The following is a 15,137-nucleotide window of genomic DNA, read 5'->3' on the forward strand; positions in this document are numbered from 1 at the left end:
TAACATAGAAAAACTTTCCTATACAATTGTAACGCCTGTATTTAATTAATTTGAGTAAACACTTGGTTTTAATACTCCTACATAAGGAAGATTACGGTACTGCTCTTTATAATCTAATCCATATCCTACAACAAATTCATGCGGAACAGTAAATCCAACATAATCCGCTTTCAAGTCTACCTTGCGGCCTGTCGGTTTATCTAATAACGTAACAATTTTTACAGACTTCGCTTTACGATATTTAAATAGGTCTACTAAGTAACTTAGCGTAAGACCGCTATCAATAATATCTTCAACGATTAAAATATCGCGACCTTCTACAGAAGTATCAAGATCTTTTAAAATTTTCACTTCGCCTGTTGAAACAGTAGAGTGACCGTAACTAGATACAGCCATAAAATCCATTTCAAGATATGTATCTGTTCTCTTTAATAAATCTGCCATGAATGGCATTGCGCCTTTTAATACACCAATCGCAAGAGGTACTGTGTTTTTATAATCCTCTGCAATAATTGCACCTAATTCGCGCACCTTTTCTTGTATTTGTTCTTCAGAAATTAATACTTTTTCGATATCTTGATTCATCATTTCATTATCCTCCCGGAAGACTCCTTGCTTTTGTAGTGAATAATCATATATTTATCCTTCTTTGCCATCTCTTTCGAAATAGCAAATGCAGATCGCTTCAACAAGGGTACCCAAATAATATTACCACTTGCATCACAAACGATCGGCCATTCTTCTCTTTTTTCTCTTGGTACTTTTGCTTCGATAAAAATAGTTTTTATCTTTTTTGTTCCATTCATACCTTGTATTGACATGCGATCTCCATTTTCCCTAGAACGAATACGAAGTGGATATGATATATCATTATACTTAGCAACAAATACTGTTTCATTCATGTTACTTGGTATATCTTCGCTCACCTCTATTACAAGTTTATCCCCGTTCGATAGCGTAATTGTCCCGGGCACTGATAAATCTTGCGAAAAAGGAGAAACAATTTCTTGTTTAAATCCAAAGCTACACTCCTCGTATGTGCGAACAATTTTTAAATCACCTGGGAAATCAAGTGAACCCGAAGGTTGTGTCCGCTTAAAAAACTCAATCACTTTGTCAATATGTATAGAGGAAAGAGAAGATGGAACCTTATATTCATAAAGATAGTTTAATATTAGTTGAATCCCTCTTCTTTGTAAAGGCATAGACATGGATTCAAAGGCAGGAATTGATAAGCTAATTTGTTTATCACTTTTTTTTGTAATTACTTTATTCATTTTCTCAAAAGCTAATTCCTGCAAATAAGCCTCATCCTCTTGCATCTGCACGCTAAATTTTTGAAATTTCTCATGCACTTGTGGATTCTCTTCTTTCAAATGAGGAATGACATATTTACGTAATCGATTCCTTGTATATACTTCCTTTTTATTGCTTGGATCTATACGGGGAATTATTTTTAGCTTATCACAGTAATCAACAATTTCTTCCTTTGTTACTCCAAGTAACGGCCTAATTAAATACCCATTATGAAAAGGACGCTTCACTGCAATTCCTGCATATCCTTCCGGAGTACTCCCTCGTACAAGGCGCATTAAAATCGTCTCTACTTGATCATCACCATGATGTCCAAGAGCTACATATCTCGCATCATATTTCTTCATTATTCTTTCCAAAAATGCATATCTGCATTCTCTAGCAGCAACCTGTGCATTCATTCCGTATTGCTGTTGATATTGCGACACATTAATCCTTATCGTTTCGCAAATAACTCCCAGCCCTTTACAAAGGTCCTGCACAAACTGTAGGTCCTCATGAGATTCATCACCTCTAAACATATGATCCACATGTGCCACTACAACTTCAAATTGTTTTGCTGCTCTTTTTTCTAACAAATAATATAGAAGAGCCAAAGAGTCAGGACCACCAGAAACCCCTACGACAATCGTTGAACGTTCCTTTAATACATCATGCTGCTTTACAAAGTCATCTACCTTCTCAACAAATGTATCTTTCAACTTCGTAATCACCTTTCATTAAACAAGAACAGCAACGTTAGTTACCTTGTTTATAATGGTACAACTTTTACAAACATTGTGCAAAAAAAAGATATACAAAAATTACATTTTTATCTTACATCATCCGTACATATTCACAAAAATAATAACATTATCTTTTAAAGTAAAAAAACCTAGGTATCCACCTAGGTTTTTAGAAAAAAATAACGATAGAGAAACATCACACTGAAAATTTATTGTGCCTGCATTCCTACAATTGGAATCGTAGCCCACTTCGGCATATTTTTCTTCACTTTCGCCACAACAATAGTCATATCGTCATTTATATAACCATCACCCGAACGAATTACTTCTTCCATAATGATATCAGCAATTTCTTGCGGATCTTCGGTTTGTAATTCTTTAATTTTTCGTTTCATCCATAGTTCATGATTCTCCACATGTTGCGCTCCCTCGAAAATCCCATCGCTCATCATAATAAGGATATCACCTGTTTTTAATTGTTCACCTACTACATCAACTTCAACATCCTCGATAATCCCCATCGGTAAATTACTTGCCTCAATTTTCAAAATATTATTCGCACGTTTAACAAAACTCGGCGTCGATCCAATCTTTAAAAATTTCGCACTCGCATCCCGCAAATCTACCATAGCTAAATCTAACGTCGTAAACATCTCTTCTGTTGTTCTTAAAGAAAGAATAGAATTGATAGACTTAATCGCTATTTCCTCATCAATGCCTGATTGAAGTATTTTTTGCAATAATTTTACCGTTTCTTTACTCTCCATATGAGCTCTTTGCCCATTTCCCATACCATCACTAATTGCAAGCGCATATTTACCAACACTCAAATCCACCATCGCATAAGAATCACCTGAAACAAACCCACCGCCTTTTGCGGCTGTGGCCAACCCCGTATCAAGAGAATACGTTTTTGCCGAACCAAATGATATTAAGCTATGGCCGTTCGGATAAGAAGATTTTTCTTCATGTTTAACAACAATGTTTTCCTTTAGAATATCAGAAAGCATAGGCGCAACTAACTTTTCACATTCCCCATGTTCATTAGATGCAACTGGAATCAACATTTCAATATCAATACCCCCTCTATCTAAACAATAAATATCAACATGCTCTATTTCTACACCAAAATCACGAAACGCTTGTAGAATCTGTTCTTCCTGTACTTGATGATTTTCTCGTTCTCTTTGTATCTCCTTAGCGAAATCTTCCATAACCTTTGATACACCTAATAGTTGCTCCGCTACTATTCTACGATTTTCTTTCATTTGTTTTCGTAATTTTTGTCCCTCATAGAAGTGATCTAATTCGCCTGCTACTAAATCCGTCACTTTTTTCCCTCTCACACAATGCTTGTCCCACTCACGAACTAACTTCCGATTATGCTGCAACGTCCCCTCTTCCGTTTCGCTCATTATTTGTTTCATATAATCATACGTTTTGTCGAAGTTAACTACCCAACATTGGTCCTTTTTAAAGCATGTTTGACATGTTTTTGCAGTAATTGTACTTAAGAACAAATCTGCCTCTGTCTCTTTATCTTCCTCCTCTACATATCCATATACAGAAAAACTATTAGATAAAGCAGCAAATACATTGGCAAATTGATTAATCTTACTCGCTGTAACATCGCGCATCCTTCTTAAATACTGTTGTTGATCTTGCGAATGTTCCTGTGTGCCTGGCATAAATTTAGCAATACGATCCATAACAAGTTTCGGTGTTAATAAGAAGAAAGCAATTGCCACACCAGATTCAATTAAAGTTGTCACAATGTTTGTTTGCTTGTCTACATATAGCGTAATCAAGCTCGTCCCAATTAATAAACCTAAACTAACACCTAAACGCTTCCCTTCTTTCAACAAACCACCTAGCAACCCAGAAAAGGCTAACAGACTAAGTTGAGATAAGCTGGAGACATTGGCTAAACTTAATATTAATCCAGTTACAACCCCCACTGTAGATCCTGTAGCGGCCCCCGCGATAAATGCAAAAACGAGCACTAAATACCTAGTAAAAATATGTTGAATAGAAGCATCATATACAAACCAATCTGTTGTACCTGTTAAAACAGATGCTAGTAATATAATTAAACAAACAATTTCTTCTGTCTCTAACGCTTGCTGTTTACCTTTCCTTTCTAATAAAAGCGGAACACTTTGTAAAAATATCATAGTTAATACGAAGCTAAGCCCTGCCTCAATCGTACTAACGAGTAGATCGTACATGGTGACAGTTTGTTGTGCAAAATATACGACAACTAAATGTGCGGTTAATGCGGAGATAAATACTTGGAATGGAACAAGCCCAACAGTTTTACGTGTAAACCGACTAAAGAAGATATTATAAATGAAGAAAGTAAAAATAGATGCAAAGGTAAAGAATAAATTATCTATCGAAACTGAAAGTGCGCCCCCCATTAGAGCCAAGAACGCGAGCGGCATCTTATCCCGCTTCATAACATAAACAGCAGCAAAAAACGGCAGTGCAAACGGTAAAATGTTTGTTAATATATATGCTCGTCCCAAAAGAAAACCAATAACAACAATAATAAATCCCCATCTAAAGAAAACCTGTTCAAACTTCATTCGCAACTTACTCGTCCACTTTACTGCTCCAAGCTGACTCTCATTCATTGCCAATGCACTTGTATTCATAGTATTCCTTCCTGCTTTAGGCATATTTTTAACACCACCTGCATAGTTTAATTACTGTCATTATAAAAGATTATTATTGGGATTTTTGTCAAAACAACAGTTTTCACTTTTATAATCGTTCGACTTTTTATTCGAAATAACTCTACGTATATACACGGTATGTAATTTATTTTCAATATTTTAATAGAAAATTCAGAAAATGCGGGGTGATTTTGTAGAAGTGTTGTATGTCTTAGTTTATTTAACAAAAAAAGATCATGCAAATTTGCATGATCTTTTTAGGATGACCCGTACGGGATTCGAACCCGTGTTACCGCCGTGAAAGGGCGGTGTCTTAACCACTTGACCAACGGGCCGTTAAATTAAATATAGCGGCGGAGGGGATCGAACCCCCGACCTCACGGGTATGAACCGTACGCTCTAGCCAGCTGAGCTACACCGCCATGTCGTCTTATTTAACGGACAATTAGTATCTTACCTCAGATATAATTTAAAGTCAACACATCTTGAAAACTTTTTTAAAATATATTTTCACATATAAAAAGGCACCCCGAGCAATCGCCCTGAGTACCTCTCTATATGCTAAGAATTAAACGTTCTTATTATCCGCGACGTGCGCCACGGCCACCACGTTTAGATTCTGTGTTACGCTTTAAAGAAGTTAAACGATCTTCACTATCCTTTAAGAAACGTGCCATCTTTTGCTCGAATGTTTCTTTTGGAGCTCGTTCGTTACCGCCGCCACGGTTATCTCTGTTGAAAGAACGATTACGTTGTGGACGTCCAGAACGTTGTTGATCGCCACCGCCACCGCGTTGGTATTCACCACGTGGACGATCTCCTTCTGTTTTTTCACGCTCTTTCGCTTTTTTAATAGATAGACCGATCTTACCATCTTTTTCAACGTTAATAACTTTTACTTCTACTTGGTCGCCCACTTTTAAGTGATCGTTAATATCTTTCACATAATTATCAGCAACTTCACTAATATGAACAAGACCCGTTAAGCCTTCTGGCAGCTCCACAAAAGCCCCAAAATTTGTAATACCTGTTACTTTACCCTGTAACTTGCTGCCTACCTCGATTGACATAAAAAAAATGCTCCTCCTTAGTGGTTAAAAAGTCAAATTTTACTTTATTATATATAATCCTAAAATATAGTGTCAATAAGACATACTCTACTTAGAAACAGGAAAAATTATCTCCCCTTTTCCAGAGAAGAAATAATCCCTTCTAGCAATCTTTAATACGTACTCTTCATCATTTAACTTTTGAACTTCGTCTTTTAGACTCTTTTCCTTATTCGTTAATGAATCCAGTTCTTTTTTCATGTCCTTAACTTTTGCTTCTTTTGCTCTAATGGAACTGTTTTGTTGATAAAACGTTACACTAATACTCGCAATAATTGTAAAAGCAAAGACAAGAAAAACCGCTAAACGGCGATAAAGTCGCTTCCTGTTCTCATCCGTTTGTATTATATGCTCTTTAACAGGATTTGGACTCTGTTTTTCGATTGTTCTTTGTCTCAGTTCCCTCATTTCCGAGGTCCCCCTAACTTCTTTTTTATACGCTCCCATAATTGGAAGATGTGTCCCTTCAATTTTGCTATATATTGCAGGAACCCTACATGTTTCATTATAAAAAGTTTAACACGATTAGGGAGAAGTTTCCATATGAGCGAAGCAATAAATCGAACAGGCCAGAAAAAAACTTTCCATATGAAAAGTAATATCCAAATCACCATTTTCCATAACACATGTCCAATTGAAAGCAGTATACGAAATAAGAATAATATAAATGCAATAAATAGCTGCGCTATAATAATAACAGGTTTTATCATGAGTAGCTTTATAATTTGAACAAAAAAGTGTGTTGTTTGCATAAAAATATAGATGAGAAAATTTAACAGTCTCATGTATATTGCTTTCAATAAGCTTTGATATGCCGCAAAACCACATAATAATGCCAAAAATACATATATACGTAGTTCAGCTTCATTTACAAGAAGCAATACATAAAAAACGAATAATGCTTGGACAATCCAAAATAGTATATCATGTATAAATACAAGCCAACGTTTACGTTCTTGCCGCTTTAAAAATCGTTGGTATGTATCTAAAGACGCTCCAATCCAAGCACCCATTCCGATCATTGAGAGCATCGTATACAACTGAATTGTTAGGCTCATTTAAACAACTTACTAAAGAATCCTTTAGTTTTCTCCCCTTGGTTCTCATCAATATAAAGCATCTCATGAACTTTCCCTTTAATCGATACAACACCTTTTTCTACATCTAAGTTTTTCATTTGCAAATTTTGACCACGAATTGTTAAAAAACCCATTACGGTCTCAAGTAAAAACTCCTCGCTATCAAAACTCTCTACCTGCTTTACACCGGTAATATCAATTACACGCCTGCCACGCATAATAATATCATGCTCTACAGAAACATTTTGTTGATTAGAAGACATAGGTGAGTAACCATTATTCACGTAAATCCCCCCATACATTTATACTAGCTAATAGTAATGTATGAAGAGATAATTGATTTTAGAACAAGCCTTCTTCAGCCTTTACTTTTTCTTCGCGAACTAAGCTATACATATTTACTGCATCTTCTTTTTTAGTCGTTTCTTTCAATTCATTTATTTTTACAGTTACTATTTTTTGACCGAAACGAATTGTTAATTCATCAGCTACTTTCACATCTGAACTCGCTTTTGCCACTTGACCATTAATTGATATTCTTCCTTGATCAGCTACTTCTTTCGCTAATGTTCTTCTCTTAATTAAACGTGATACTTTTAAAAACTTATCTAGACGCATATCAAATCCCCCTACTAACGCTCTGTTTGTTTTGCCTCTTCCCATAAAACATCTAACTGCTCTAATGATAAATCTTGCATCTCTTTATTCATTTCAGCTACCTTTGCCTCCATGTATAAGAAACGACCGATGAACTTTTCATTCGTTGAATGTAACGCCTCTTCTGGATCTATTTTATAATGACGAGCTATATTAACAAACGCAAATAGTAAATCGCCAAATTCACCTAACATCTTCGCCTCATCCATGTTTGTAACTTCTTGTTGGAACTCTTGCCATTCTTCTAAGGCTTTCTCTATCATCGGTTGTACATCAGCCCAATCAAAACCAACCTTGCCAGCTTTTTTCTGGATTTCATAAGCACGTAGTAACTGTGGCAAACTTTTTGGAACTCCGCTTAACACAGATTCTTTCACGAATCCTTTTTCTTGTTTTTTAATTTCTTCCCAATTGGCAACTACCTCATCCGCATTATTTACATCCGTATTCCCAAATACATGCGGATGGCGACGAACCATTTTCTCAGATAAAGTTCGAATAATATCATCTATAGAGAACCAACCTTCGTCCTCTCCGATTTGAGCATGCAGCATAACTTGTAATAATATATCACCCAGTTCTTCTACTAAGTGATCATCATCCTCTTCATCAATCGCTTCCAACACTTCATAAGCTTCCTCAATTAAATACTTCTTTAAAGATTGATGTGTTTGCTTTTTATCCCACGGACAACCATTCGGTCCACGAAGGTCTGCAATAATTTCTCTAAGCACATCAAACTGTTGATACAGGGACGCACGTTCCTGAACTGGCGGTACATATACACTCGTTAAATTATTTAACTCCGTTTCATGATCTAACATGTACAACGGTACCTTTTTAACTTGTTCAAATGAAGTACCTGCAGCTGTTACGATATACACTTCATAATCATCTGGTAGTATCTCCATTAATGTTAATTTCACATCAGAAGCAACGAATGCGTCATATACTTGGCAAAAGATTAAATGTTGACGTAATTCTAATTGTCCTCTTTCAAATGATGTGGCGTCAATTAATTGGAATCCTTCAATCGGATCAATCTTTAGACTTGCAAACATCGGATCAAGGAAACTTTGTCCACCTTCAATGCGCACTTCAACATTCGCTACTTCGCCTTTTTCCAACAATAGCTGCACCGTTCTTTCCGCTACAAGCGGGTGCCCTGGAACGGCATAGATGATTTCTGCGCCCTCAGCTTGTTTTAGCAACGTATTCGCAATTGTTTCATATACAATTTCAAATGTATCATGTGCTTCATATACACTGTCAAAGGCTGTATATTGTATACCTTCTTTCTCCAATTCTTCTATAACTGGATGTTCCTTCGTTCTAACAAACATGTGATCTGCTTCTTTTATTTTTCGATATACACCCATCGTTAACTGATCTAACTCACCAGCACCTAATCCTAAAATAGTAATGATTCCACTCACAACCTGCCACCTCTATCCACTCTTCTTCAATGAACCTTCTTTTTTCTCTTGTTTCATCACGGTTCCTATTTCCTCTTTTGTAAATACACGTAATTTTAAAATTAAAAACATATACGCCAATCCGCCGATAGCTACACCTAACAACGCCTCAATTGTCGCGATACCTCTATGTTCTGTATCAATTACTAATCCAGACATTTGTAATACACGCATAAACATTATTAATACAAATCCCATACCGATACCACTAATAACTACACCTAACATATTACGTTTATCGATAAGCGATTCAGATACGGCTTGCATAAGTAATGCACTATTTAACACAGAAATTACAATTAACGCAACTATTGTTGCAATTGCAGCTCCCTTCACACCAAAATACGGCATTAATATATAATTTAAAGCTAACTTTAAACAACCCCCAAATATAACGAATATTGCTGGTTTTAATGTTTGTCCTAACCCTTGCAAAATAGAAGCAGTTGTAATCGACAATGAACTAAACAAAATAGATAGAGATAAAATAGATAAAACATCTGACCCATCACTATTTTCAAACAACATAATATTCGTAGGCTGAATAATACAAGTTAATCCAATGGCCGCTGCAAATCCAATAACAAATGTTATTTTCATTGCTAACTTTACCTTTTCTCGAATAAAGGAAAGATCTCCTCTTTCCTTCGCCGCTGTAATAATTGGAATAAGCGACAACGAGAACGAAGTTGTCACGACAGTCCCTAATTGCATAAGCGGGATACTTCTGTCATACACACCTTTTAATACCTTTGCACTTTCAGCTTGCTCTCCTGCCCTAACAAGTAAGGAATAGAAGGAAACAGAATCAGCCATTTGTATAAAAATAAGTACTAAGTTACTAACACAAATCGCCAATCCTTGCCAAAACAGAATTTTAATGATCCTCTTTTTCCCCTTAATTCTCTTTACACTTTTGAAGAATATAGAACGAAAGTCATGACGCATATAAAGTACAAGTACGATAATCCCAATCAGTCCACCTGCGATCGAACCTAACATAGCACCTGCACCGACTGTATATAAATCAAATCCGTGAGCAATTAGGAATAGAGATAAAAACACAATAATAGAAACACGAATCGTTTGTTCTATCACTTGCGAAACAGCTGTTGGCATCATATTATTGAACCCCTGAAAATATCCTCTTGCTACAGATAAAAACGGCATCAATATGAATGAAAAGGAAATAACACGTAATAGCTTATCTAAATGTATATCGCCCATGGCTGTTGCAATTGCTTCGGCACCAAAGAACAATGTAAAAAATCCTATGAAACCAATTCCTAATAAAAACCAAAAAGATACACAAATAATTTCTTCTGCTTCTTGTTGTTTCCCTCGCTCTAATCGTTCCGCAACCATTTTTGAAATTATAATGGGGAACCCATAAGTAGCTAAAATTAAACAAAATCCATAAAACGGATAAATTTGTTGGTAAATATAAAAACCAATATCACCCGCTATATTTTGATATGGAATACGGTAAAAAGCGCTTAATACCTTTGTAACAAAACTTGCGATTGTTAATATAATAGCCCCACGCCAAAAGGCTTGATACTTCTTCGATTCCATACAAGAAAACTCCTTTTTCTATTCTCACCCCTCGTATTATATCATAAAGAAAAGGACAAGCTTCCTTGCCTACACGCGTAATAACACGTTCGTGCAACACTAGAAATGTTCAACGAAAAAAGGTAGCAAAGCGCTACCTTCATTCAATATACATATATCTCCAAATAATTGATTTCTCAAGAAGAAATATCATAATTAGGAAAGATTGCTACTTCTAAAATTCAATATGGCCTTACTGCTCCATTTGTTTCGCTAAAAAGCTTGCAGCTGTATTTACTGACTTATGCTCTACTTCACTTATAATAGCCTCTTTGGAGAAGATAATAACAGCTCCAATTGGATCCCCATTCGCAACAATCGGGCCAATTGTATAGGAACTAACTTTCTCTGTTACTCCATCAATAATTGAAATTTCGCTTTCATCCGTCATAATTACAGACTTACGCTCTTCCATTGTCTTCTCAATTAAATCGCCAACGCTTTTATTTAAGTATTCTTTTTTAGATATGCCTGCTACTGCGATAATAGAATCACGATCGCATACAAGCACATTATGTCCTAAGCTATCGTATAAAGCTTCCGTATATTCTTTTGCAAAATCACCTAGTTCACTAATCGGAGAATACTTCTTCAAAATTACTTCTCCATCGCGATCAACAAATATTTCTAGTGGGTCTCCTTCTCGAATACGTAAAGTTCTACGAATTTCCTTCGGGATTACTACCCTACCTAAATCATCAATTCGACGTACGATTCCAGTTGCTTTCATTCTAATGCTGCCTCACTTTCTACTGATGATCAAAGTGGTGAATTTACCTGTTCATGTAAAAATCACCAACTGTTAGACATAGTATTTTACACATTAGTTCTTCTATGCACGCCGAATTGTATTTTTTTATCTTATATTAGGCATTTATGACTTCTTTTTTCACATCTGGTAGGCCTTTTATTAAATTTTCAGCAATTGTTAACCACTTCGATGTCTCTAATCCATTTGTTTTCATAACGATTTTCAATTGTGATCCTTCCATACCTAGACCGATCATACGTCCAAAACTATTTCCAAGCATGAATAATTTTCCACCATCAATATTTTGACTTGCTTGTTCTGAAAACAGAATTGTTACTTCAAATTTATTTTGTTTAATTAACTCAATTTGTTCTTTCATTGCCAATACTTTAATATTTGCAATTTGCAATAAGTAACCAACTTCTTGCGGGTAATCACCAAATCTATCTATCATCTCTTCCTGCAACTCTTCAATATCTTCAATTGCAGAAACACCTCTAAACTGTTTATACATCATAATTTTTTGTTTACTATCTGAAATATAAGCATCTGGTAAATATGCATCTACCTCTAAATCAATTTCAACATTAACTGTATTTTCAACCCCATCTGTTCCTCTACGCTGTTCAATTGCATCTTTTAACATTTGAGAATATAGATCAAATCCGACAGAATCAATAAATCCATGCTGTTCGGCTCCTAACAAGTTACCTGCACCACGAATGGATAAGTCTCTCATCGCAATTTTGAAACCTGATCCAAGCTCTGTGAACTCTTTAATGGCTTGCAGACGCCTCTCTGCAACTTCTGATAACACTTTATCCCGTTTGTATGCAAAGTATGCATATGCAACACGATTAGAACGTCCAACACGCCCACGAAGCTGATACAGCTGCGATAATCCCATACGATCTGCATCAAATACAATTAACGTATTTACATTCGGAATATCTACACCAGTCTCAATAATTGTTGTACTTACAAGAACATCATGCTGCCCCTCTAAAAACGATAGCATAACAGACTCTAATTCACTTTCGTTCATTTTCCCATGTGCATAAGTTACACGCGCGTCTGGAACTAACATCGAAATTTCATCTGCTTTTCTTTCGATATCCTCCACACGATTATATAGGAAGTAAATTTGCCCACCTCTTGCAAGCTCTCGTTCTATCGCTTCTCGCATTAACGCTGGATTATACTCTACTACATACGTTTGGACTGGGAAACGATTTTCTGGTGGTGTCTCAATAACAGATAAGTCACGCACACCAAGCATAGACATATGGAGTGTACGCGGAATCGGAGTTGCCGTTAATGTTAATACGTCAACATTTGCTTTCAATTGTTTAATTTTTTCTTTATGCGTTACACCAAATCTTTGTTCTTCATCAATAATAAGAAGACCTAAATCTTTATACGTAACATCTTTAGATAAAATACGATGCGTTCCGATTACAATATCTACCGTTCCATCTTTTAAGCCTTTAATTGTTTCATTTTGCTGTTTTCTCGTACGGAATCTACTTAATAATCCTATATTGATTGGATAATCTTGAAAACGCTCTCGAATTGTTTCATAGTGTTGTTGTGCAAGGATCGTTGTCGGCACTAAAATTGCAACTTGTTTTTCATCCATAATTGCCTTAAATGCCGCACGGATAGCTACTTCCGTCTTTCCATATCCTACATCACCACAAAGAAGCCTATCCATCGGACGTCCACGTTCCATATCTTTCTTAATCTCTTCAATAGAACGTAATTGATCATCTGTCTCTTGATATGGGAAAGAAGATTCAAATTCTTGTTGTTCTGCCGTATCTGGTGTATATGCATAACCCTTTGAAGCTTCGCGTTCAGCATATAGTTTAATTAGGTCATCCGCAATGTCTTGTACAGATTTTTCAACTTTCGTTTTGACCTTTTTCCAATCATTTCCGCCCAATTTATACACTTTCGGATCCTTACCTTCAGATCCTACATATTTCTGCACTTGGTCAATTTGTTCAATTGGAACGTATAACTTATCATTACCTTGATATTTAATATTCAAGTAATCTTTATGAACACCATTAATCTCTAATGTCTCGATACCTAAGAATTTACCTATACCATGATTTACATGAACTACATAATCTCCAACTTTTAATTCCGAATAACTTTTAATACGTTCCGCATTAGATAACTTTTGCTTACGTTGTGATTTTTTAACTTTCTTATGAAAAAGCTCTTTTTCCGTAATGACAACAAGTTTTTGCATCGGCATTTCAAATCCTGCATGTAAATCACCTACAGCAATTTGTAACCTTCCAGGCAATAATATATCTGTGCCCTCTACGATATCAGCCTCAATATCATAATCACTTAAAATATGTTGTAGTTTTTTTACACGTTCATCATCAGTTCCGAGCACAACAGTCGTAAAATGCCCTTCGTTCCATCTATCAATTTCAGTTTTCAACAACTGCATCTGCCCATGAAAATCTTGCATTGTTTTACATGTCACATTCACAATGTTTTGCGGATGTGTATGTGCTATATGACGTAAGAATAACGTTAAATATACAAAACTTCTTTTTTTATGATGAAGAAATTCTTCAAACGAGTGTGAGAAAGATAAATCTTGAATAATTGTTCCCTCACCAAGAAGTGATATATACCATTCCGCCTCTTCCGTTTCAAGATGTGATGCTGTTTCTTGAATACGAGAAATCTCATCTAAAATCACAATACCATCTTCTGGTAAATAATCTATCAGACTAGCAGGTTCTTTATAGAAAATAGATAAATATTTAAACATCTGTTCTATACTTTGCCCGTTTTTTAACATCTCAATTTCATGACTTACCGTCTCAAGCACTGTAGTCTTCAATTTATCATCGGAAAGTTTTTGCATCGTCTTAGTCAAGCCTTCCTCAAGATGCTTAATTCCCGACTTCAATTCTTCCTGTGAAAATAAAAACTCTGTTGCTGGGCCAAATCTAACACTTTCTTTTTTATCTTGAGAACGCTGTTCATCCACATCAAATAATCGAATAGAATCAACTTCTGTGTCGAAAAATTCAATACGAAATGGTAATTCTTCAGTTAATGGATAGATATCTAATATTCCCCCACGCAAACTGAATTCCCCAGGAGCTTCTACCATCGACTTACGCTCATAACCAATATGATGTAAAGTATGCAAGAATGTATCTAAATCAATCTCTTGCCCTAGACTGATTTCGATTTGCCTTTGCTTCCACAATTCTTTCATTGGTAAAAATCTGCGTAGTCCTGCAACTGGTGCTACAATAATCCCATTCTCTCCTGCAGCTAAACGATTCAATACTTCAATACGTTGCGCCTTCAATTCTGGGCTTGCAACACCAATTTCTGATGCTATCAATTCATTTACTGGGTATAACCACACATCTTTTTCACCAAGTAACGCCACTAAATCTTCATGCACTTTTTGTGCTTGATATAAATTATGCGTCACAATAAGTTGTGTTTTTTTTGTTTTTTTATATAAGGCCGCCATTAATAACGAACGTGAAGAGGTTGCCATACCTGATACAAGTTGTTCTTTTAAACCATCTTCTAGTCCGTTAATAACCGATTGGATCTCTTCATTTTTATAAAATTGCTCTAATAAACCTATCATTTTCAAAACCCCTCTCAACATAAAGAGCAAGCCACTATATTTTATGCAAATATTTTGGAAAAAGAAAACAGAAAAATGCTTTGGACATG

At 35.7% G+C, this 15,137-nt stretch carries 12 protein-coding genes and 2 tRNA genes; all 14 read right to left on the reverse strand.

The annotated features are described in order from the left end of the window. Positions 1 to 45: 45 nt before the first annotated feature. A complete protein-coding gene (gene hpt, locus KVT31_RS27580) occupies positions 46 to 588 on the reverse strand; it encodes a hypoxanthine phosphoribosyltransferase (RefSeq protein ID WP_000981842.1) in 543 nt (180 codons plus the stop codon). Next, positions 585 to 2,015 carry a tRNA lysidine(34) synthetase TilS gene (gene tilS, locus KVT31_RS27585; RefSeq protein WP_088094789.1) on the reverse strand — a complete coding sequence of 477 codons (1,431 nt, stop codon included), beginning with the start codon at positions 2,013 to 2,015 and terminating at the stop codon, positions 585 to 587. The genes hpt and tilS overlap by 4 nt, the downstream gene beginning before the upstream one ends. A gap of 233 nt (positions 2,016 to 2,248) precedes the next feature. Further along, the gene (gene spoIIE / locus KVT31_RS27590) at positions 2,249 to 4,720 is read right to left on the reverse strand and encodes a stage II sporulation protein E (protein ID WP_140392303.1); all 2,472 of its coding nucleotides are present in this window, start codon (positions 4,718 to 4,720) and stop codon (positions 2,249 to 2,251) included. A gap of 260 nt (positions 4,721 to 4,980) precedes the next feature. Next, positions 4,981 to 5,052, reverse strand: a tRNA-Glu gene (locus KVT31_RS27595). Between the two features lie 13 nt (positions 5,053 to 5,065). Next, positions 5,066 to 5,139: transfer RNA gene (locus tag KVT31_RS27600), tRNA-Met, on the reverse strand. 159 nt (positions 5,140 to 5,298) lie between these two features. Next, positions 5,299 to 5,787 carry a S1 domain-containing RNA-binding protein gene (locus tag KVT31_RS27605; protein WP_000021454.1) on the reverse strand — a complete coding sequence of 163 codons (489 nt, stop codon included), beginning with the start codon at positions 5,785 to 5,787 and terminating at the stop codon, positions 5,299 to 5,301. Positions 5,788 to 5,874: 87 nt separating this feature from the next. Then, on the reverse strand, positions 5,875 to 6,234 hold the full coding sequence (gene divIC, locus KVT31_RS27610; RefSeq protein ID WP_001208737.1) for a cell division protein DivIC: 360 nt from the start codon (positions 6,232 to 6,234) through the stop codon (positions 5,875 to 5,877). Next, positions 6,231 to 6,884, reverse strand: coding sequence for a spore cortex biosynthesis protein YabQ (gene yabQ / locus KVT31_RS27615; RefSeq protein WP_048562631.1), 654 nt, complete (start codon positions 6,882 to 6,884; stop codon positions 6,231 to 6,233). Before yabQ ends, divIC begins: the two co-directional genes overlap by 4 nt. After that, positions 6,881 to 7,189 carry a sporulation protein YabP gene (yabP, locus tag KVT31_RS27620; RefSeq protein ID WP_001059101.1) on the reverse strand — a complete coding sequence of 103 codons (309 nt, stop codon included), beginning with the start codon at positions 7,187 to 7,189 and terminating at the stop codon, positions 6,881 to 6,883. The genes yabQ and yabP overlap by 4 nt, the downstream gene beginning before the upstream one ends. A 58-nt stretch (positions 7,190 to 7,247) precedes the next feature. Next, a complete protein-coding gene (locus KVT31_RS27625) occupies positions 7,248 to 7,523 on the reverse strand; it encodes an RNA-binding S4 domain-containing protein (RefSeq protein WP_088094788.1) in 276 nt (91 codons plus the stop codon). Positions 7,524 to 7,537: 14 nt separating this feature from the next. Next, entirely contained in the window at positions 7,538 to 8,998 is a 1,461-nt protein-coding gene (gene yabN / locus KVT31_RS27630; RefSeq protein WP_088094787.1) for a bifunctional methyltransferase/pyrophosphohydrolase YabN, read from the reverse strand. A gap of 12 nt (positions 8,999 to 9,010) precedes the next feature. Beyond that, the gene (locus KVT31_RS27635; protein WP_088094786.1) at positions 9,011 to 10,612 is read right to left on the reverse strand and encodes a putative polysaccharide biosynthesis protein; all 1,602 of its coding nucleotides are present in this window, start codon (positions 10,610 to 10,612) and stop codon (positions 9,011 to 9,013) included. A 232-nt stretch (positions 10,613 to 10,844) separates the two neighbouring features. Then, positions 10,845 to 11,381, reverse strand: coding sequence for a stage V sporulation protein T (spoVT, locus tag KVT31_RS27640; RefSeq protein WP_000648310.1), 537 nt, complete (start codon positions 11,379 to 11,381; stop codon positions 10,845 to 10,847). A 136-nt stretch (positions 11,382 to 11,517) separates the two neighbouring features. Then, complete coding sequence (mfd, locus tag KVT31_RS27645; protein WP_088094785.1) at positions 11,518 to 15,048, reverse strand: transcription-repair coupling factor; 3,531 nt, start codon at positions 15,046 to 15,048, stop codon at positions 11,518 to 11,520. Positions 15,049 to 15,137 lie beyond the last annotated feature (89 nt).

The organism is Bacillus sp. GbtcB14 (assembly GCF_019091205.1).
In the GTDB taxonomy this organism is placed as follows: domain Bacteria; phylum Bacillota; class Bacilli; order Bacillales; family Bacillaceae_G; genus Bacillus_A; species Bacillus_A cereus_AG.

Excerpts from the sequence above, each read along its gene's own strand:
- hpt (WP_000981842.1), bottom strand. The coding sequence starts at position 588 with ATGATGAATCAAGATATCGAAAAAGTATTAATTTCTGAAGAACAAATA.
- spoIIE (WP_140392303.1), bottom strand. The coding sequence starts at position 4,720 with ATGCCTAAAGCAGGAAGGAATACTATGAATACAAGTGCATTGGCAATG.
- KVT31_RS27605 (WP_000021454.1), bottom strand. The coding sequence starts at position 5,787 with ATGTCAATCGAGGTAGGCAGCAAGTTACAGGGTAAAGTAACAGGTATT.
- divIC (WP_001208737.1), bottom strand. The coding sequence starts at position 6,234 with ATGAGGGAACTGAGACAAAGAACAATCGAAAAACAGAGTCCAAATCCT.
- yabQ (WP_048562631.1), bottom strand. The coding sequence starts at position 6,884 with ATGAGCCTAACAATTCAGTTGTATACGATGCTCTCAATGATCGGAATG.
- KVT31_RS27625 (WP_088094788.1), bottom strand. The coding sequence starts at position 7,523 with ATGCGTCTAGATAAGTTTTTAAAAGTATCACGTTTAATTAAGAGAAGA.
- KVT31_RS27635 (WP_088094786.1), bottom strand. The coding sequence starts at position 10,612 with ATGGAATCGAAGAAGTATCAAGCCTTTTGGCGTGGGGCTATTATATTA.
- spoVT (WP_000648310.1), bottom strand. The coding sequence starts at position 11,381 with ATGAAAGCAACTGGAATCGTACGTCGAATTGATGATTTAGGTAGGGTA.
- mfd (WP_088094785.1), bottom strand. The coding sequence starts at position 15,048 with ATGATAGGTTTATTAGAGCAATTTTATAAAAATGAAGAGATCCAATCG.